This is a genomic window from Burkholderia sp. MSMB1835 (assembly GCF_001526365.1).
In the GTDB taxonomy this organism is placed as follows: domain Bacteria; phylum Pseudomonadota; class Gammaproteobacteria; order Burkholderiales; family Burkholderiaceae; genus Burkholderia.
Genome location: NZ_LOYP01000027.1, coordinates 1 through 18,643, shown reverse-complemented (window position 1 = coordinate 18,643; position 18,643 = coordinate 1). Strand labels below are relative to the sequence as shown.

General features: G+C 67.0%; 15 protein-coding genes and 1 pseudogene. 4 read left to right on the top strand and 12 right to left on the bottom strand.

The annotated features are described in order from the left end of the window. Window positions 1–52: 52 nt before the first annotated feature. Entirely contained in the window at window positions 53–1,762 is a 1,710-nt protein-coding gene (locus WS96_RS34495) for a hypothetical protein (RefSeq protein ID WP_257127978.1), read from the bottom strand. Window positions 1,763–1,772: 10 nt separating this feature from the next. Here WS96_RS34495 and WS96_RS34490 point away from each other — a divergent pair, with 10 nt between their 5' ends. Further along, on the top strand, window positions 1,773–2,633 hold the full coding sequence (locus WS96_RS34490) for a YadA family autotransporter adhesin (protein WP_257127977.1): 861 nt from the start codon (window positions 1,773–1,775) through the stop codon (window positions 2,631–2,633). Between the two features lie 157 nt (window positions 2,634–2,790). Here WS96_RS34490 and cysS read toward each other — a convergent pair whose 3' ends face one another. From cysS to betC, 4 genes are all read right to left on the bottom strand, one after another. Then, window positions 2,791–4,203, bottom strand: a complete 1,413-nt coding sequence (cysS, locus tag WS96_RS11980) for a cysteine--tRNA ligase (RefSeq protein WP_059832733.1) — start codon at window positions 4,201–4,203, stop codon at window positions 2,791–2,793. Window positions 4,204–4,573: 370 nt separating this feature from the next. Next, entirely contained in the window at window positions 4,574–5,713 is a 1,140-nt protein-coding gene (locus WS96_RS11975) for a porin (protein WP_059832730.1), read from the bottom strand. A gap of 259 nt (window positions 5,714–5,972) precedes the next feature. Beyond that, the gene (gene choX, locus WS96_RS11970; RefSeq protein ID WP_059832728.1) at window positions 5,973–6,944 is read right to left on the bottom strand and encodes a choline ABC transporter substrate-binding protein; all 972 of its coding nucleotides are present in this window, start codon (window positions 6,942–6,944) and stop codon (window positions 5,973–5,975) included. Window positions 6,945–6,989: 45 nt separating this feature from the next. Next, window positions 6,990–8,525: a choline-sulfatase gene (betC, locus tag WS96_RS11965; RefSeq protein WP_034204273.1), complete on the bottom strand. Its 1,536-nt coding sequence runs from the start codon at window positions 8,523–8,525 to the stop codon at window positions 6,990–6,992. Between the two features lie 240 nt (window positions 8,526–8,765). On the opposite strand from betC, the gene WS96_RS11960 reads away from it, so the two are divergent. Continuing rightward, window positions 8,766–9,671 carry a choline sulfate utilization transcriptional regulator gene (locus WS96_RS11960; RefSeq protein ID WP_059786183.1) on the top strand — a complete coding sequence of 302 codons (906 nt, stop codon included), beginning with the start codon at window positions 8,766–8,768 and terminating at the stop codon, window positions 9,669–9,671. Window positions 9,672–9,852: 181 nt separating this feature from the next. Continuing rightward, window positions 9,853–10,737 (top strand): formyltetrahydrofolate deformylase, encoded by an 885-nt coding sequence (gene purU, locus WS96_RS11955; RefSeq protein WP_059832725.1) that lies wholly within the window; start codon window positions 9,853–9,855, stop codon window positions 10,735–10,737. A 56-nt stretch (window positions 10,738–10,793) separates the two neighbouring features. On the opposite strand, the gene WS96_RS11950 is transcribed toward purU, so the two are convergent. The 6 genes from WS96_RS11950 to WS96_RS11925 are packed head-to-tail and all read right to left on the bottom strand — an operon-like array spanning window position 10,794 to window position 16,980. Beyond that, window positions 10,794–11,447 (bottom strand): nucleoside/nucleotide kinase family protein, encoded by a 654-nt coding sequence (locus WS96_RS11950; RefSeq protein ID WP_059832719.1) that lies wholly within the window; start codon window positions 11,445–11,447, stop codon window positions 10,794–10,796. Continuing rightward, window positions 11,444–12,337, bottom strand: coding sequence for a sugar phosphate isomerase/epimerase family protein (locus tag WS96_RS11945; RefSeq protein ID WP_059832717.1), 894 nt, complete (start codon window positions 12,335–12,337; stop codon window positions 11,444–11,446). The genes WS96_RS11950 and WS96_RS11945 overlap by 4 nt, the downstream gene beginning before the upstream one ends. Continuing rightward, complete coding sequence (locus tag WS96_RS11940; protein WP_059832714.1) at window positions 12,338–13,390, bottom strand: ABC transporter permease; 1,053 nt, start codon at window positions 13,388–13,390, stop codon at window positions 12,338–12,340. Continuing rightward, window positions 13,387–14,400 carry an ABC transporter permease gene (locus WS96_RS11935; RefSeq protein WP_059832711.1) on the bottom strand — a complete coding sequence of 338 codons (1,014 nt, stop codon included), beginning with the start codon at window positions 14,398–14,400 and terminating at the stop codon, window positions 13,387–13,389. Before WS96_RS11935 ends, WS96_RS11940 begins: the two co-directional genes overlap by 4 nt. Beyond that, on the bottom strand, window positions 14,393–15,955 hold the full coding sequence (locus WS96_RS11930; RefSeq protein WP_059832709.1) for a sugar ABC transporter ATP-binding protein: 1,563 nt from the start codon (window positions 15,953–15,955) through the stop codon (window positions 14,393–14,395). The genes WS96_RS11935 and WS96_RS11930 overlap by 8 nt, the downstream gene beginning before the upstream one ends. 32 nt (window positions 15,956–15,987) lie before the next feature. Continuing rightward, entirely contained in the window at window positions 15,988–16,980 is a 993-nt protein-coding gene (locus WS96_RS11925; RefSeq protein ID WP_059832707.1) for a substrate-binding domain-containing protein, read from the bottom strand. Between the two features lie 207 nt (window positions 16,981–17,187). On the opposite strand from WS96_RS11925, the gene WS96_RS11920 reads away from it, so the two are divergent. Continuing rightward, on the top strand, window positions 17,188–18,252 hold the full coding sequence (locus tag WS96_RS11920) for a LacI family DNA-binding transcriptional regulator (protein WP_059832704.1): 1,065 nt from the start codon (window positions 17,188–17,190) through the stop codon (window positions 18,250–18,252). Between the two features lie 110 nt (window positions 18,253–18,362). Here the strand turns inward: WS96_RS11920 and WS96_RS11915 are convergent. Then, window positions 18,363–18,643, bottom strand: a pseudogene (locus tag WS96_RS11915) (amino acid permease); the annotation flags it as partial.

The window sequence follows — 18,643 nt, the reverse complement described above, 5'->3', positions numbered from 1 at the left end:
GGCTGTCGACAGGCCTAAACGCCACGAACAACGCCGTCGGTGCACTGTCGACTCAGGAATCGACCGACGTCGGATCGTTGTCGACCAGCCTGAATACGACCAACGGCAACGTCAGCTCGCTGTCGACAGGCCTGGACACCACCAACAGCAACGTGGTGAGTCTGTCGACTTCGGCCGCGGCCGGCATCAGCACGGCGCAAAGCGGCGTGAGCTCACTGTCGACGAGTCTGACCACGACCAACAGCACCCTCGGTGCGTTGTCGAACCAGGAGTCGGCCGACGTCGGATCGTTGTCGACCAGCTTGAATACGACCAACGGCAACGTCAGTTCGTTGTCGACGGGCCTGGACACTACCAACAGCAACGTGGTGAGTCTGTCGACTTCGGCCGCGGCCGGCATCAGCACGGCGCAAAGCGGCGTGAGTTCGCTGTCGACGAGTCTGAACACGACCAACAGCACCCTCGGTGCACTGTCGACCCAGGAATCGACCGACGTCGGATCGTTGTCGACCAGCCTGAACACCACCAACAGTAACGTCAGATCGTTGTCGACCAGCCTGAACACCACCAACAGTAACGTGGCGAGTCTGTCGACTTCGGCTGCGGCCGGTATCAGCACGGCGCAAAGCGGCGTGAGTTCGCTGTCGACGAGTCTAAACACGACCAACAGCACCCTCGGTGCACTGTCGACCCAGGAATCGACCGACGTCGGATCGTTGTCGACCAGCTTGAATACGACCAACGGCAACGTCAGTTCGTTGTCGACGGGCCTGGACACTACCAACAGCAACGTGGCGAGCCTGTCGACCTCCACTGCGGCCGGCATCAGCACGGCGCAAAGCGGCGTGACCTCCCTGTCAACGGGGCTCACCACCACGAACAGCAACGTGGCAAGCCTGTCGACCTCCGCTGCAGCCGGCATCAGCACGGCGCAAAGTGGCGTGAGTTCATTGTCGACGGGGCTGAACACGACCAACAGCAACGTGGCAAGCCTGTCGACCTCCGCTGCGGCCGGCATCAGCACGGCGCAAAGCGGCGTGACCTCCCTGTCAACGGGGCTGACCACCACGAACAGCAACGTGGCAAGCCTGTCGACCTCCGCTGCGGCCGGCATCAGCACGGCGCAAAGTGGCGTGAGTTCATTGTCGACGGGGCTGAACACGACCAACAGCAACGTGGCAAACCTGTCGACCTCGACGGCAGCCGGCATCAGCACGGCGCAAAGCGGCGTGACCTCCCTGTCGACGGGCCTGAACACGACCAACAGCAACGTGACAAGCCTGTCGACCTCGACGGCAGCCCGCATCAGCACGGCACAAAGCGGCGTGACTTCCCTGTCGACGGGCCTGAACACCACGAACAGCACCCTCGGGGCGCTGTCGACTAGGGAATCGACCGACGTGGGATCGCTGTCGACCAGCTTGAATACGACCAACAGCAACGTCAGCTCGCTGTCGACAAACCTGAACACGACGAACAGCACGGTCGGCTCGCTTTCCACGAGCTTGAACACGACGACCGGCAGGGTCAATTCACTGTCGACGAGTCTGAACACGATCAACAGCAACGTATCAAGCCTGTCGACATCCGCATCGACCGGAATCAGCGCGGCGGCGAACGGCGTGACTTCACTCTCGACGAGCCTGAACACGACGAACAGCAATCTGGCGTCATTGTCGACTTCGTATGCCGGCTCGATTGCGACCTGGCTGAACAGCCTGAGCACGGTCAACAGCAACCTGTCGACGTTGAGCACTTCCACATCGACCAGCGTGGTTCAGCTCTTCACCGGCGTTGCGTCTCTATCGACCGGCTTGAGTACGACAAACGGCAAGGTGACGACGTTGAATACCGCAGTGACATCGCTGTCGACGGGGCTGGCCTCCCTGTCCACGCAGATCAACTCCCCGGGGTTCGGCAAAGGCGGGTCGCAAAACACGAGTACGTCCCCTGCTACTGCGCTCTCGACCTCGACCTCGACAAGTACCAGTACCGCGCAAAGCACCTCATCGACAGGGACGACTTCGCTGTCTACCAGTTCGACTTCGCTGTCGACCGGCACAAGGGCCGTCTCTGCCGCGCAAGCGGTTCAGGGCACGTCGTCAGAGCCGGTCGCGACAGGCGCGGCGGCACAGGTCGCCAACAGTTCCGCCACGGCAGCGGGCACCAACGCGCTCGCCTCGGGAAACAACTCGGTTGCGCTCGGCGCGGGAGCGATAGCAACAGCGGCGAATTCGGTCGCGCTCGGCGCGGGCTCGATCGCGACCGAGTCGAACACGGTGTCGGTGGGCTCGCCTGACAACGAGCGCAGGATCACGAATCTGGCGCCTGGGATGAACCCGACGGACGCGGTCAACATGTCGCAATTGGGCGCCGTGCAGTCGAATGTGAATCAGGTGGCAAGGATGGCCTATTCCGGCATTGCCAGTGCCGCCGCGCTGACGATGATTCCTGAAGTCGACCCCGGGAAGACGCTCTCGTTCGGCATAGGTACGGCCGGCTACCAGGGATATCAGGCAGTGGCCCTTGGTTTTACCGCTCGAATCACGAACAACCTGAAGGTCAAGGGAGGGGTGGCGATCAACGGTGCGGGCGGCAATACGTATGGTGCTGGCGCAGCCTACCAGTGGTAAGCGGCGCATCCGCTCTCGGGTGAACGATCATGCGAATCGGAATGTCGGTTCTCACGCATGCGGGCGCGGGTGCCGACGAGTCCGGCGGCGGCGTCGATCGCGGCCGCCGGGTCGTGGCGCGTGCACCGGATCTTCCGATGCATGCGGCCCGCGTGCGTCACTGCGGCGGGCCGCCCGTGTCGGTCGAGCCCATCGCAACGCCGAACAAGCGCTGGCCTTCCTGGGTGTCCTCGACTCGCCAGCCCTCGGCGCTCAACGCGTCCCGTATCCGGTCGGCTTGCGCCCAGTCCTTGTTCGCCCTCGCGCGCTCACGATCACCGAGCAACACGCGAACGTGTTCCGGAACGTCGAACGCAACCGGCCGCCATTCGCGCAAACCGAGACCCAGCACGGTGTCGAAGCTGTCCACGGTCGCTTTCAGGGTCGCGGGCGGCAGGTTGCTCCGGACCAGATCCCACAGCACCGCGAGTGCCCTGGGCAGATTCAGGTCCTCGTTCGCTTCGGCGTCGAACCGCGCGGCGAAGTCCGCATCGACGCGTCCTCCGTCCGGCCAGCCCGCGTAGACGTGCCGGAGTCGATTCAGCGCGGTTTGCGCCGCGTCGAGCGACGCCCACGTGAAATGCAGCTTGCTTCGGTAATGGGCCGTCAGGCACAGGTAACGGTACGCGAGCGGATCGATGTTCCGGCTCTGCAAGGTCTGCAGACGGACGAAGTCGCCGCTCGACTTCGACATCTTCGCATCGGCGTCGAGCGTCAGAAAGTGCCCGTGCATCCAGTAATTCGCGAGGTGCGTGCCGTGGGCCGCCCGGGTCTGTGCGATCTCGTTGCTGTGATGCACGGCGACATGATCCTCGCCGCCGCAGTGAATATCGAACAACGTCCCGAGATACTTCGCCGACATCGCCGAGCACTCGATATGCCACCCCGGAAAGCCGCGCCCCCACGGGCTGTCCCATTCCATTTGCCGCTTGACGCCGGCCGGGCTGAACTTCCACAGCGCAAAATCCGTGATGCTCCGCTTCTCGCCCACCGCCACCCGCTTGCCCGCCCGCAAGCCCGCGCGGTCCAGCCGCGCGAGATAGCCGTAGTCATCCTGACGACTCGTGTCGAAGTAGAGGCCATCGCCCGTCCGATAGACATAGCCGGCCCGGTCGAGCGTATCGATGAATGCGATCTGTTCGGCGATGTGATCGGTGGCGCGGCACCAGACCGTCGGCTCGAGCAGGTTGAGCGCGCGCCAGTCCCGGACGAACGCGTCGGTGTAGCGCCGGGCGAGGTCCCACGCCGACTCGCCGGTCCGACGGCTGCCCTTCTCCATCTTGTCTTCGCCTTCGTCCGCATCCGAAGTCAGGTGGCCGACGTCGGTGATATTGACGACGTGCCGGACCACGTATCCGTTGCGAGCCAGCACACGGCGCAGAAGATCCTCGAACACGTAGGTTCTCAGGTTGCCGATATGGGCATCGTCGTAGACCGTCGGGCCGCAGCAGTACATGCCCACCTGCCCGGCGCGGATGGGGGTGAACGGGCGCACGGTACGCGACCAGGTGTCATACAGCGCAAGCGGCATCGAGTTTCTCCGTCCCGAAGAGGTGGGGCCCAAAAACAAAAAGGCCGCCTGTTTTGCATCACAGGCGGCCGGAAGGCGATTGCTTGAAAGTTTAGCGAGTTCGCTAGACGCAACTTCCCCCTGGCACGTTCTGACAACATGCACGGGCAAGCGACGAGAGGGAATGGGCGAGATCACGCATGCGGACGATGCTAGCGCCTATGGACGGCACGGGTCAAGACCATCGGACAGCCGTTCCCGGTGACGATCGCGAGGCAATGGCCGGACGGATCTCGCGCCCGCTCTCCCCATCGGACAAAAAAAAGCGCGAACCGCGGTTCGCGCCAAAGAGAGACCTCGCTGAAGACGTCACACCAACCCGCCACTCCGCTCAGAACGAATGCCGCATCCCGATCCGCACGTCGGCCTGCGTCTGCGTCGTCGACGGCGTGAAGCTGTAGCCGATCACCGCATCGACGCCCTGCGACGCGCGCAGGTAATCGCCGGAGATGTACACGTCCGTGCGCTTCGACAGCAGGTAATGCAGGCCCGCCGTGCCCTGGTTCCAGTGATGGCCCTCGAAGCGCGTGTGCTGGTAGCCCGCGATGAAGCTCAGCGCCGGCGTGAACTGGTACAGGCCGCCGCCTTCGTACACCTGCATGTGCGACGACTGGCCGAAGCCCTTGATCGTCGTGTACGAGTAGTTGGCGTCGAGCGTCAGCTTGCCGATCGTGTAGCTCGTGCCGATGCCGAACGTGCCCTGGCTGTCGACGTTCATCGGCGTGTTCGCGAACAGGTCGGTGCGCGCGCCGGTCGCCGGATCGACCGTGACGGTCTGCTGGCCGAGGAACGTATGCGTGCCGATCATCGCGTACGGGTCGAACGCGTAGATGCCGTTCGGATTGTTCAGGCGCGTGTACGCGGCGCCGATCGAGAAGTCGCCCTTCGTGAAGCTCGCGCCCGCGCTCCATGCGCTGTTGCGATGGAAGTTGCCCGCGACGTTGCCGAACGAGTACATCGCGCCGAACTTGAAGCCGCTCATGTCGTTCGACAGGAACTTCACCGAATTCGGCAGGCGGTCGCCGTTGAAACGGTCGAAGTCGCCCTGGTGGATCGCATAGCCGCTGCCCCACGCCGAAATGTTGTAGATCGACACGAGTTCGTTCGTGATGTCGAGCTGGTTGCCGAACGACAGCGTGCCCCAGTCGTTCTGCAGGCCCACGTACGCCTGCCGGCCGAATTCCGCGCCGCCGAAGCCGAGTTGCCCGTTGCCGAGATGGAAGCCGCTCTCGAGCGCGAACACGGCCTTCAGGCCGCCGCCCAGGTCCTCGGTGCCCTTGAGGCCGAAGCGGTTTCCGTAGGCGACGCCGTCGTCGAACTTGACCACGTGCGACCCGCCCGTGTTGTTCACGTACGTGATGCCGGCGTCGAGAATCCCGTACAGCGTGACGCTGCTCTGCGCATGCCCGATGGCGGGAATACAGGCCGCGCATGCAAGCGCGGCGGCTACGGCGACTTTCTTTTGCTTCATTGTCGACCACCCTCCCTGAACCGTTCGATGGAAAGAACCGTGGCTGGCGCGTGCCGCGATACGCCGGCTGATTCGAATTCGGTACGTCTGCTGGCTCCGGCATTTCGTTTTCCGCAATAACGCAGCCATTGGCGAAAAATACAAACCCATATTTCGCGTCACCCGTCTGAAGGCGACACTAAATGGTCACGATGCGACGGGTCGGGAAAACACGTAGACGGGCGGCACGGTAAAAACCGGCCGCCCCGGGGAGGGGAAATCAACGACCGTCGAGGGCCGCACGCACGGCCGGCAGGCCCGGCGCGCCGGTCGCCGTCGTCACGCCGTCGAGCCAGCCGGCGACCAGCGCCGGCTCGGCCTTCAGCGCATGCTGCGCCGCGAGCGCGGGCGACGTCTTGTGGTCGAGCATGTCGGCGATCATCCGGTTCTCGACGTCGACGGAGAACGTCATCTGCCGGAACAGCCGCGCGAGGTTCGTGCACTGGCCGGCGAACCCGGCACGCGCGACCGTGTTGACCGTCGCGCCGCCGTAGTTCGGGCCGAAATACGCATCGCCGCCCGACAGATACGTCAGACGGAACTTCGTGTTCATCAGATGCGGCTCCCACGCGAGAAACACGATCCAGCGCTTGTCGCGCACCGCCCGCTCGACCTGCGTGAGCATGCCCGTCTCGCTCGATTCGACGAGCGACCAGTTCGCGGACCCGAGCGCGTGGTCGGACAGCATCCGCTTGATGTTCTGGTTCGCGGGCGCGCCGGGCTCGATCCCGTAGATCTTGCCGCCGAAGCGGTCCGCGTAGCGCGCGAGATCGGCGAACGTCTGCACGCCGGCGGCGGCCACGTAGTCCGGCACCGCGAGCGTGAACTTCGCGCCGCTCAGGTTCGCGTGCAGCACGTCGATCGATTTCTCGTCGACGAACGGCTTCACGAGCGGCGCCTGCGCGGGCATCCAGTTGCCGAGGAACACGTCGACCTGCCCTTTCTTCAACCCCTGGTACGTGATCGGCACCGACAGGTTCGCCACGTCCTGCCGGTAGCCGAGCGCCTTCAGCACGACGCCCGCCATCGCATTCGTCGCGTCGATGTCGGTCCAGCCGGGCGCCGCCATCCTGACGTCGCTGCACGTCTGCGGATCGGCGGCAGACGCGGGCTGCGTCGCCACCCCGCACGCGGCGGCCGCGGCGAGCGCCGCGCCGATCCTTCGGATTGCTGCATTGCATTGCCGTTTCATGGTTCGCTTCCTCCGTCGTTCTTCAATGATCGCGATGCGGTGCGCTCAGCGCCCGACGCGCGGAAAACGCGCCATCGCTTCGAGCGTGTCGAGTTCGATGTGATTGCGCATGTAGCGCTGGCTCGCGTCGGTGAACGGCTGCCAGTCCCACGCCTGAATCCGGCCCTGCGTCGTCGCCGCGTAATGGAAGCGCCGGCGCCGCTGGCTCGCGCGCACCTGCCGGTCCAGTTCGGGCAGGTTCCAGCGCTGCGCGGCTTCCGCGCGGAACGCGGCGAGCACGTCGGCGGCTTCCGGCCGCCCGGCGAGGTTCGTCAGTTCGCGCGGATCGTCCGACAGGTTGTAAAGCTGGTCGGGATCGGCCGGGCAATGCACGTATTTCCAGTCGCCGCGGCGGATCATCACGATCGGCGCGAGCGCGCCTTCCGCGAGGTATTCGCCGAGCGCGACATCGTGCGCGGGCGTGCCGTTCAGGTGCGCCACGAGGCTCGCGCCGTCGACCGGGTCCGGCCAGCCGCCGGCGGGCGCGGCGCCGGCCAGCTCGACGAGCGTCGGCAGCAGGTCGACGTGCGACACGGGCCCGCGCACGCGCGCGGCGTCGAAGCGGCCCGGCGCGTGGACGATCAGCGGTACGCGGCAGCCGCCTTCGAAGAACGTCATCTTGTACCAGAGCCCGCGCTCGCCGAGCATGTCGCCGTGGTCGGACGTGACGATCACGATCGTGTCGTCGGCGAACCCGCATTGCTCGAGCGCGGCCAGCACGCTGCCGAACTGCGTGTCCACGTAGGACGTCGCGCCATAATACGCGCGGCGTGCGGCGCGGATCTGCGCATCGGTCGGCGGCGTGCGGTCGTTCTCGCAGACGAAACGCAGCCGCTGCGAATGCGGATCGCTTGCGGCCGCATCGAGCCGCACGGCCGGCATGTCGATTTCGTCGTCGTCGTAGCGATCCCAGTATTCGCGCGTGATCGCATACGGATCGTGCGGATGGGTCAGCGACACGACCATGCAGAACGGCCGCGCATCGCGGCCGGCCGCGCGCTCGCGCGCGACGTCGTACAGCTTCTGCTTCGCCGCGAACGTCACTTCGTCGTCGAAATCGAGCTGGTTCGTCCGCACGCACGGGCCGGCGTCTAGCACCGAGCTCATGTTGTGATACCAGCTCGGGCGCTCGGTCGGTTGGTCCCAGTCCGGCACCCAGCCGAAGTCGGCCGGGTAGATGTCGGTCGTCAGCCGCTCCTCGAAGCCGTGCAACTGGTCGGGCCCGCAGAAGTGCATCTTGCCGGACAGCATCGTCCGGTAGCCGCCCGCGCGCAGGTAGTGCGCGAACGTCAGCGTTTGCGCGGGCAATTCGGCGGCGTTATCGTAGGCGCCGATTCCCGACGGCAGCTTGCCGGTCAGCAGCGAGAAGCGCGACGGCGCGCACAGCGGGCTCGCGCAGTACGCGGCGTCGAACACCACGCCTTCGGCGGCGAGCCGGTCGAGCGTCGGCGTGCGGGCGACGCGGTTGCCGTACGCCGGCAGCGCGAACGGCGTGAGCTGGTCGGCCATCAGGATCAGGATGTTGGGTGTCGGGTTCGTCATCGGCGGTCGTGGGGAAAGCGGTGTTCGAATGGAACGGCTCGTCGCCCGGGCAGCGAGACGTCCGGCATGACGGAGACGGTCCGCAGAAACTGCCGCGCACGGAGGCCGTGCTGGCTAGAATCGGGGAGTGCGTTGCGCGGCGGCGCGCGAAGTGCCTGTGCCGTACCGTCCGCTGCACTATCGCCCGCCCGAATTCGCGCGGGTAGGCGTCCGGCCCTTATGGGGCCATTAGAGGGACTTATGTCGAAATCCGAACCGTTACCGTCGATGCAGGCGCTGCGCGCGTTCGAATCGGCCGCCCGGCTCGCGAGCTTCACGGCCGCCGCGCGCGAGCTCGGCTCGACGCAGCCGGCCGTGAGCCAGCAGGTGTATCAGCTCGAAGCCGAACTCGGCGTGCCGCTGTTCGAGCGCAGCCCGCGCGGCGTCACGCTGACGGCCGACGGCCAGTGCCTGTACGAAGCCGTGCGGCTCAGCCTCGACACGCTGCGCGGCGCGACCGCGACGCTGCGCGCGCGCCGCGAGCACGGCGCGCTGACGATCGTCACCGATTTCGGTTTCGCGACCTACTGGCTGATGCCGCGCCTGGCCGGGCTCAAGCGCGTGATGCCGGACGTCGACGTACGCGTCGTCACGTCGCAGGATTACGACGCGCAGCGCGACCACGGCGACATCGCGATCCTGTTCGGCGACGGCCACTGGCCGTCGTGCACGGCCGCGCGGCTGTTTCCGGAATCCGTCACGCCCGTCTGCTCGCCCGCGTTCCGCGACGCGCATCCGGGCGTCGCGCGGCCCGAGCACCTGCTCGCGCTGCCGCTGCTGCACGTGCAGCCGACGCGCCCCGAGCGCTGGCTGTCGTGGTCGGGCTGGTTCGACGCGCACGGGCTCGAACCGCCGCCCGCCGCCCGCGGCGTGACCTTCAACAGCTATGCGCTCGTGATCCATGCGGCGCTGCTCGGCGAAGGCGTCGCGCTCGGCTGGTCGCCGCTCGTCGACGAGCTCGTCGCGGCCGGCCAGCTCGTGAAGCTGGTCGACGCGCCCGTCGTCACGCCGCGCGGCTACTTCCTGGTGCGCCCGCCGCAGCGGCCCGAGCCGGATGCGACCCACGTGTTCCGGCGCTGGCTGCTCGACGCATGCGCGGCGGCCTGAGGCCGCGCGCCCGCCCCCGCCCCGCCTCCGGCCCGCTGGCGCACCGATACCAGCCACACGGCGCGTTGGTTCTATCCGCGCCGATATCGTCCTGATTTACTTGAGCCTCCCGCTACCCGCGCGGCGCGGCGCTTTGGTGCGCCGCCGCGCGGCCGTGCGCCCCTGCCATCCGAGGAGTCTCATGACCGCCGAGCACCGCCCCGATCAATTCGTCCTGACACTGTCGTGCCCGAGCGCGGCCGGCCAGGTCGCCGCCGTCGTCGGCTTTCTCGACCGCCATCGCTGCTACGTCGATGCGCTGAACGTGTTCGACGACGATCTCAGCAACCGCTTCTTCGTGCGCTGCGTCTTTCATCCGACGGATGAGACGCTGCAGATCGACGCGCTGCGTCAGGAATTCGCGCCGATCGCGGCCGGACTCGGCAGCCACGACGGCGACATCCAATGGGCGATCCACGACGTCAACGCGCGGCCGAAGGTGCTGATCATGGTGTCGAAGCTCGAGCACTGCCTCGCGGATCTGCTGTTCCGCTGGCGGATGGGCGAGCTGAAGATGGACATCGTCGGCATCGTGTCGAACCACCCCGACTTCGAGCCGCTCGCCGCGCAGCACGGGCTGCCGTTCCGGCACTTCCCGATCACCGCCGAGACCAAGGCGCAGCAGGAAGCGCAATGGCTCGATTTCTTCGAATCGAGCGGCGCCGAACTCGTGATCCTCGCGCGCTACATGCAGGTGCTGTCGCAGGAGACGAGCGCGAAGCTCGCGAACCGCGCGATCAACATCCATCATTCGTTCCTGCCCGGCTTCAAGGGCGCGAAGCCGTACCACCAGGCGCATGCGCGCGGCGTGAAGCTGATCGGCGCGACCGCGCACTTCGTGACCGACGATCTCGACGAAGGCCCGATCATCGAGCAGGTCGTGGAGCGTGTCGATCATGCGCTGCGGCCCGAGCAATTGCTCGCGGTGGGACGCGACGTCGAAAGCCTCACGCTCGCGCGTGCGGTGAAGGCGTTCATCGAGCGGCGGGTGTTTTTGAACGGCGACCGGACGGTGGTGTTTTCGTAAAGGGATTGCGCGTGGGGGGGCGCCGGCCGCCGCGCGCGGCCGACGTGCGTCTCGCGTCAGTCGTTGCGAATGCGGAAGTCTGCCGGCGTGCTGCGCGACAGCACCGTGTCGACGTTGACGAGATCGTTGCCGTCGAGCTTCGCGCGCACCGCGGCGGCATCCATCCCGTACCGCTGCCATCGGCGAGCCAGCCGCTCGGCGAGCACGGGCCGCGGCACGTCCAGCATCACGGTCACGTCGAACAGCGGGCGCAACGCGCGCCACGGCGGCGCGTCGAGCAGCAGGTAATTGCCTTCGACGAGCACGAGCCGCGCGGACGCCGGCACGATCGCCGCGCCGGCCCGCGCGATTTCCAGATCGCGGTCGAATACCGGCACCGCGACGTCACGGCCATCGTCCGCGCGCAGCCGGCCGAGCAGCGCGGCCAGACCGTCGGCGTCGAACGTATGCGGCGCGCCCTTGCGCGCGCGGTCGCCGCGCTCGTTCAGCACGCGATCGTCGAAATGGAAGCCGTCCATTGCGAGCACGGCCGCCGAGCGCGGCGCGCGCGCGTCGAGATCGGTGCGCAGCCGCTGCGCGAACGTGCTCTTGCCGGCGCCCGGCGGCCCCGCGATCGCCACGATGCGCCGCGTCGCGCATTGCGTTCGATGCAGATGGCGCGCCAATTCGGCCAAATCGACGTGCTGCTCGACGGCGGGCGTGTCGCTCACGGCAAACGGCTCCGTTCGGCCTGCTTCAACGCCTCCTGCGCCGACTTCAACTGCACGCGCGTGTACGCGAGCGCATGCGACGCGAGATCGCGACTGTCTTCCCACAGATTGCGCCAGATCGCGAGAATGCCTTCGAGCGGCTGGCCGACGACGCGCGACGAAAAGCTCTCGAACGTGATCGGCCCCGTATAGCCGCTGAACACCAGCGCGCGGAACACGGCCGTGAAGTCGACGTTGCCCGAGCCGAGATAGCCGCGATGCGAATCGCCGATGTGGAAATAGCCGAGGTGTTCGCCGGTATCGCGGATCGCCGACATGATGTCCGACTCCTCGATGTTCATGTGATAGGTGTCGAGATGCACCTTGACGTTCGGCCGGCCGATGCGATCGCACAGCTCGACGCCCTGCGACGCGGTATTGAGCACGTTCGACTCGTAGCGGTTCACGACCTCCAGCCCGAGCGTGATGCCGTATTGCGCGGCCGTGTCCGCGACCTGCCCGAGGATGTCCGCGGCCATCGCGACGCCGGCGCGCGTCGTCGGCACCGCATTCTTCTGGAATGCGGAATACAGGATCCCGCACACGTGCGTGGCGCCGCAGTCGCGCGCGACGCGCAGCACGTCGTCCAGCTTCGCCTTGCCGCGCGCCGCGCGCGCCGGGTCGCCGCTCGAGATGTCCGTCTGCGCATCGAGCCCGAGCGAAAACGTGACGCCGAGCCCGTGCCGCTCGAGTTCGCGCCGCGTGAATTCGGTGTCGATCGACGCCGGATCGAGCGCCGGCACCTCGATGAAGTCGAACCCGGTTTCCGCCGTGCTCGCGATAGCGCGCGCGCATTCGTCGCGGCTCCAGCCGGCCTCCCAGACCAGTGCATGTACGCCAAGCTTGTTCATTCATTCTCCTTTCGTCGAAGGTGTGCCGGGCCGCCGAGCACGGAACCCCGCGCGTAGTCGGCGAACGGAAGGGTCAACACCGTGCGCCCAGGCCCAGCGGGCCAGCATCACGGCAAGCAGGAACGCGCCCCACAGCGCGGTGGCAAGGTGCTGGCTCGCGCCGAGCAGGTTGAGCCCGGACGCGATCACCTGCAGGATCACCAGCGCGATCACGACCGGCACGACGCGGCCGAACCCGCCGAACGGATCGACGCGCCCGAGAAAGCACGCGAGTACGGAAATCAGCAGAAACGCTTCGCCGTGCCCGACCCGCACCGAATTGAACCGCGACAGCATCACGATGCCCGCGACGCCGCACATCAGCCCGGACAGCATGTAGACGCGCGTGATCGCGCGCGCGGTCGCGATCCCCGAATAGCGCGTCGCGTCGACGTTCGAGCCGATCATCCGCGTCACGAAGCCGAGCCGCGAATACGTCATCAGCACATGCAAGCCGAGCGCGCAGCCCGCGAAGATCCACAGCGGCACCGGCACGCCGAGCCACAGGCCGTTGCCCATCGCGCGCACGAGCGGCGGGAATCCGGAGATGTCGCCGCCGCGCGTCAGGAATTCGCCGAGCCCGCGCAGAAAGATCATCGCCGACAACGACACGAGAATCGGACTCGCGCCCGTATGCGCGATGACCGCGCCGATCAGCCAGCCGGCCGCCGCGCCCGTCGCGAGCGCGGCGAGCATGCCGAGCGCGATCGTGCCGACGCCGGCGTCCGCGCCGCCGTGCGACTGGATCACCCATGCCATCGCAAGCCCGGCGATGTTGGCCGTGAACGTCACCGCGAGGTTGAAGCCGCCGGAGATCAGCGGCATCAGCATCGCCAGCGTGAAGAGTCCCAGCTCGGGAAGCTGGAACGCGATCGACACGAACGTGCCGCCGTTCAGGAACTGGTCCGACGCGACGCTCATCGCCGCGACGACGAGCGCGAGGAAACCGAGCAGGCCGGCGACGTCGGCCGGAATCAGCGGCGCCGCAGCGGGCCGGGGAAAACGCGTCGTCATGATTGCGCCCTCGCATTCGACGATGGAAAGCGCGAACCGATGAGTCGCGCGACACGATCGCTCGACAGCGTGATCGCGATCAGGATCACGGCGCCGACGATCATCTTGAACGCGTACGGCGACACGCCGAGCAGGTTCAGCCCATTCGCGGCGATCGACACGAGCACGATCCCGAGGATCGCGCCGAGCACCGTGCCGCGGCCGCCACCGAGTCGCGCGCCGCCGAGCACGACGGCGGCCAGCACGTCCAGTTCTCGGCCGTACAGCGCGTTGGGTACCACTTCCTGCACGTAGTGCGCCTGCATCAGGCCGGCGATGCCGGCCATCATCCCGAGCCAGCCGTATGCGACGTAGTGGATCGTGCCCAGATCGATGCCCACGCGCCGCGCGGCCTCCGCGTTGTCGCCGGCCGCGTAGAGCTGGCGGCCGAGCGTCGTGCGTCGCAGCAGGAACCAGGTCGCGCCGACCGCGACGACCATCGCCGCGACCGGCAGCGCGAGATCGGCGGCGCCGCTCGGCGTGTCGACGTGCACCAGCGAAATCCGGTTCATCCACCAGTCCGGCAGGTCGTAGATCGACACGCCGCCCGTCGCGAACATCAGTCCGCCGAAGAACACGTTGAACGTCGCGATCGTCGCGACGATCGACACGACGCGAAACCGATAGACGATCGTCGCGTTCACGGCGCCGAGCAGGCATCCGAAGCCGGCTGCAGCGGCGACGCCCAGCGCCCAGTTGCCGCCGCCGAGCCGCAGCATCGCGAGCGCGGTCAGATACTGCACCACCGATGCGCCGACCGCGAACGAAATGTCGATGCCGCCCGCCACCAGCACGACCAGCAGTCCGGCCGCGAAGATCAGGTTCACGGAGCTCTGGTTCAACAGGTCGAACAGATTCGGCAACGTGAGGAACGTCGACGTCGACAGGCCGAGGCCGATCGCCATCGCCGCAATGACGACGAGCAGCAGCGCCTCGATCGAGCCGATTCCGATGGTGTGCAGGTTACGCATGGACGTCTCGCTCGATCTGATCGATGGAAGTGCGGCCCGGCACATAGTCGGCGACGATGCGGCCGTCGCGCATGTGCAGGACCCGGTCGGCGTTGAAATAGACTTCCGGAATCTCGTCCGAGATCAGGATGATCGCCATGCCGGCCGCGGCCAGCTCGCGAATGATCGCGAAGATGCCGGCCCGCGCGCCGACGTCGACGCCGACCGTCGGCGCATCGAGAATCAGCAGCTTCGGCCGCGTCGCGAGCCATTTGGCGAGCACGACGCGCTGCTGGTTGCCGCCGGACAGCGTCGACACGGCGTCGCCGGGCCGGCCGATCTTGATCGCGAGCCGGTCGATCCAGTCGCGAATCAGCGCATCGCGCCGCCGCGGCGAAATCAGCCGCGCGGCGCCGAGCAGTTCGTCGAGCACCGCGATCACCGTGTTGTCGCCGATCGATTGCTGCTGCACGAGGCCGAGTTGCAGCCGGTCTTCCGATACGTAAGCGATGCCCGCCCGAATCGCATCGCGATTGGAGCGGCACGCGAGCCGCTTGCCGTCGAGCTCGATCGTGCCCGCGTGCGGCCGCGACATGCCGAACAGCGACAGCGCGAGCTCGGTGCGCCCCGCGCCGAGGCGGCCCGTGATGCCCAGAATCTCGCCACGCCTCACGGTCAGCGACACGCCGTCGTATTCGCCGCGCCGCGACAGGCCGTCGACACGCAACACGACCGGCGCGGCCGACAGGTCCGTCGTGCGCACCGCGTAGTCGAACGTGCGGCCGGTCATCAGTTCGGCGAGCCGTGTCTGCGTCATGCCGGCGGTCGGAAACGTGCCGACGTTGCGGCCGTCGCGCATCACGGTCACGCGGCTGCACACGTCGAGCACCTCGGCGAGCCGATGGCTGACGAACACGACCGCGATGCCGTCGGCCGACAGGCGCCGCACGATCGAAAGCAGCGCGTCGGTCTCCGCGTGGCTCAGCGACGCGGTCGGCTCGTCCATGAACACGAGCCGCGCATCGGCGACGAGCGCGCGTGCGATCGCCACCACCTGACGTTGCGCGATCGCCAACCGGCGCACCGGCCGGTCGAGGTCGAGCGGCACGCCGAGCCGCGCCAGAATCTGCCGCGCGGCCGCCTTCATCCGGCGGTAATCGACGAGCCGCGGCCGCGCGCCGAGGTTCTGCTCGAACGCGATGTTCTCGGCGACCGTCATTTCGGGAAACAGCGCGAGATCCTGCCAGATCACCTGAATGCCGAGTTCGCGCGCGCGCACCGGGTTCAGCTCCGCCACAGGCCGGCCGTCGAAGCGGATCGACGCGCCGGGCTCGGGCCGATACACGCCGTTGACGATCTTGATCAGCGTGCTCTTGCCGCAACCGTTTTCGCCCGCAAGGCACAGCACTTCGCCGCGCTGCACGTCGAAACGCACGTTCTGCAACGCATGCACGCCGCCGAACACCTTCGACACGCGGTCGAGTTCGAGCAACGCCGGCGCGTGCGCCGCATCGGCGGCCGGCGGCAACGCCGATCGCGCGACCGCCGCGCCACCGGGTGATTGGGCTGACATCATCGCAACTCTCCTGGGCGGCCGGTATCGACAGGTCAAAGCCCTTGCTTGGCCAACGCGTCGACGGTCTTGTCGTTGAGCTCGACGAGCTGGTTGACGATCAGGTTGTGTCCTTCGGGATGCACGACGCCGAGCCCGGGAATCGTCGCGCCGTCCTTCACCGGCTGCCCCTTCGCGAGCATCGTGCCGAGCGTCACGAACACTTCGCCCGCCTGCTCGGGATTCCACATGTAGCCGCCCGTCAGCACGCCTTCGTGCACGAGCCGGCGGCCCTGGCCCGGCGAGAACGGGCCGAGCACGACGACCTTGCCCTTCGCCTGCCGCTCCGCGACCGCGCGCGCGGCGCCGATCGGCCCCTGGCTGCCGAACGCGAGAATCGCCTTCAGGTTCGGATGCGCGCGCATCAGATCGAGCGCGGTCTTGCGCGATGCGTCGACATTCTCGGCGACGCCGTAGCGATCGCCGACGAGCTTCATGTCGGGCGCGTTCGCCTTCAGATACGCGATCGCCGCATCGGCCCACGCGTTGTGCAACGGCACGGTCAGCGAGCCGACGAACACCGCATACTCGCCCTTGCCGCCCACCGCGCTCGCGAGGCTCTTCGCATACGCTTCGCCGAAGCCCTTCGCGGACGCGAGCTCGAAATTCCAGTCGACGTTCTGCTGGTTCGGCGACTCGTGCGTGACGACCTTGATGCCGGCCGCGCGGGCGCGCTGCAGCACCGGTTCGAGCACCTTCGCGTCGTTCGGCACCACGCCGATCACGTCGACGCGCTGCGCGATCAGATCCTCGATCGCGCGCACCTGCAGCGCCGGATCGGCACTCGTCGGCCCGACCATGAACGCCTTCACGCCGAGCTGCTCCGCCCGTTTGCGGATGCCGGCGTCCATCGCGTTGAACCACGGAATGCCGCCGATCTTCACGACGATCCCGATCACCGGTTTGTCGGGCGATGCCGCCGCAAGACCGGTAGCGAGAATGAATGCGGTCAAGCCCGCGCACAGCGTGCGCACGAAGTTTCCTGACATGTCTCCTCCATCGGAAGGCGACCGTCGCGTCTCCATCGACGAGAGCCACGTACGGTCGGTTGCTAAATCCATTCAGCAATCCATTTCGCTTATGCTGAATGGATTTAGCTCGATTGAGAAGCACGGGAAAACCCGAATAGGGAGACGTAGCGTAAAGCGAATACCGTCGGGTGACAGAAAAGAACGATGGCAGGGGAACCGACGCAGATGGCCCGCAACACCACCGGACGCAAGTCCACGATTTACGACATCGCAAAAGCGACCGGCTCGTCTACGTCGACCGTCAGCATGGTGCTGAACGGCACGTGGGCGCGCTATCGGATCAAGGAGGACACGGCGAACCGCATCCTCGCGAGCGCACAGGCGCTCGGCTACCACGTGAACCTCAGCGCGCGCGGGCTACGGCTGTCGCGCTCGGGGCTCGCCGGCATGATCATCCCGCACTATCGCAACCGTTTCTTCGCGGGACTGGCCGAGACCTTCGAGGACGAAGCGCGTCGCCGCGGCCTGTGCCCGATCGTCGTCGGCACGCAGCGCGATCCGGCCGTCGAACTGAGCGTCACGCAGACGTTGCTTGCGCAACGGGTCGAATGGCTGTTCGTCGCCGGCGTGCGCGACCCGGCGCCGCTGAACGCGCTGTGCGACAAGGCCGGCGTGCCGTCGATCAATCTCGATCTGCCCGGCCCCGGCGCGCCGTCGATCGTGTCGGACAACCGCGGCGGCGCTCGCGCGCTGACCGACAGACTGATCGACAAGATGCTCGCGCGCGGCGCGGCGCCGGCCGAGTTGATCCTGCTCGGCGGGATCGCCGGCGAATACGCGACGGAGAGGCGCATCGCCGGTTTTCGCGACGCATTCGACGCCCGGTGGTTGAAGCCGCCGGCCGCCGACGCGATCGAATGCTGCGGCTATAGCCCCGACGCCGCGCAACAGGCGCTCGCGAGACGTTATGCGACGCTCGGCCGGCTGCCGGCCGGCATGCTGATGAATTCGATCACGGCGTTCGAAGGGCTGGTCCGCTTCGCGTCCGGGCTGCCATGGGACATCTGGCAGCGCACGACCGTCGGCTGCTTCGACTGGGATCCGTTCGCCGCGCGGCTGCCGTTCGATGTGACGATGCTGCGTCAGGACGTGCAGAAAATGATCGAGGAAGCGTTCGCGCTGCTCGATGCGCCGGACACGACGCCGCATCCGACCATCATGGTGCCGACGCGCTTCATGCACACGCGCGACGACGACACGGCCGCGCCAGGCGACACCGGTGCCGAATGACCGTCGCGAGCGATACGCCGGCCGCTGAACGACAAAAGCCCGGCGGCATCGGCCGACCGGGCTTCATTGGACATACCGTGTGTCGTCACGACGACCGCAACCTCAACCGCTTACTTCACCCACGCGAAGTAATACGACAACCAGATCGTCAGCCCTGCACCGACCAGCGCCGCATACGGCATCAGGTTCAGCCACATCGCGCGCTTCGGCACTTCGAGTTCCATGTCGCGCTGCATCTGCGCGGGAAAGCGGCCGCGATCCTGCCAATAGTGGCGATAGAGGAACACCGGCACGATCAGCAGCATCGCGATCAACCCGTTGCGCAGCGTGCCTTCGCCTTGCAGGTTCGCGCCCGCGCCGACGTAGACGAGGTTCGCGTAGCCGCAGATCG

What these genes read in the sequence shown, in the direction of transcription:
- WS96_RS11945 (WP_059832717.1), bottom strand. Translation starts at nt 12,337, where the DNA reads ATGAACAAGCTTGGCGTACATGCACTGGTCTGGGAGGCCGGCTGGAGC.
- WS96_RS11940 (WP_059832714.1), bottom strand. Translation starts at nt 13,390, where the DNA reads ATGACGACGCGTTTTCCCCGGCCCGCTGCGGCGCCGCTGATTCCGGCC.
- WS96_RS11925 (WP_059832707.1), bottom strand. Translation starts at nt 16,980, where the DNA reads ATGTCAGGAAACTTCGTGCGCACGCTGTGCGCGGGCTTGACCGCATTC.
- WS96_RS11975 (WP_059832730.1), bottom strand. Translation starts at nt 5,713, where the DNA reads ATGAAGCAAAAGAAAGTCGCCGTAGCCGCCGCGCTTGCATGCGCGGCC.
- WS96_RS11920 (WP_059832704.1), top strand. Translation starts at nt 17,188, where the DNA reads ATGGCCCGCAACACCACCGGACGCAAGTCCACGATTTACGACATCGCA.
- betC (WP_034204273.1), bottom strand. Translation starts at nt 8,525, where the DNA reads ATGACGAACCCGACACCCAACATCCTGATCCTGATGGCCGACCAGCTC.
- choX (WP_059832728.1), bottom strand. Translation starts at nt 6,944, where the DNA reads ATGAAACGGCAATGCAATGCAGCAATCCGAAGGATCGGCGCGGCGCTC.
- WS96_RS11960 (WP_059786183.1), top strand. Translation starts at nt 8,766, where the DNA reads ATGTCGAAATCCGAACCGTTACCGTCGATGCAGGCGCTGCGCGCGTTC.
- WS96_RS11930 (WP_059832709.1), bottom strand. Translation starts at nt 15,955, where the DNA reads ATGATGTCAGCCCAATCACCCGGTGGCGCGGCGGTCGCGCGATCGGCG.
- cysS (WP_059832733.1), bottom strand. Translation starts at nt 4,203, where the DNA reads ATGCCGCTTGCGCTGTATGACACCTGGTCGCGTACCGTGCGCCCGTTC.
- WS96_RS11935 (WP_059832711.1), bottom strand. Translation starts at nt 14,400, where the DNA reads ATGCGTAACCTGCACACCATCGGAATCGGCTCGATCGAGGCGCTGCTG.
- purU (WP_059832725.1), top strand. Translation starts at nt 9,853, where the DNA reads ATGACCGCCGAGCACCGCCCCGATCAATTCGTCCTGACACTGTCGTGC.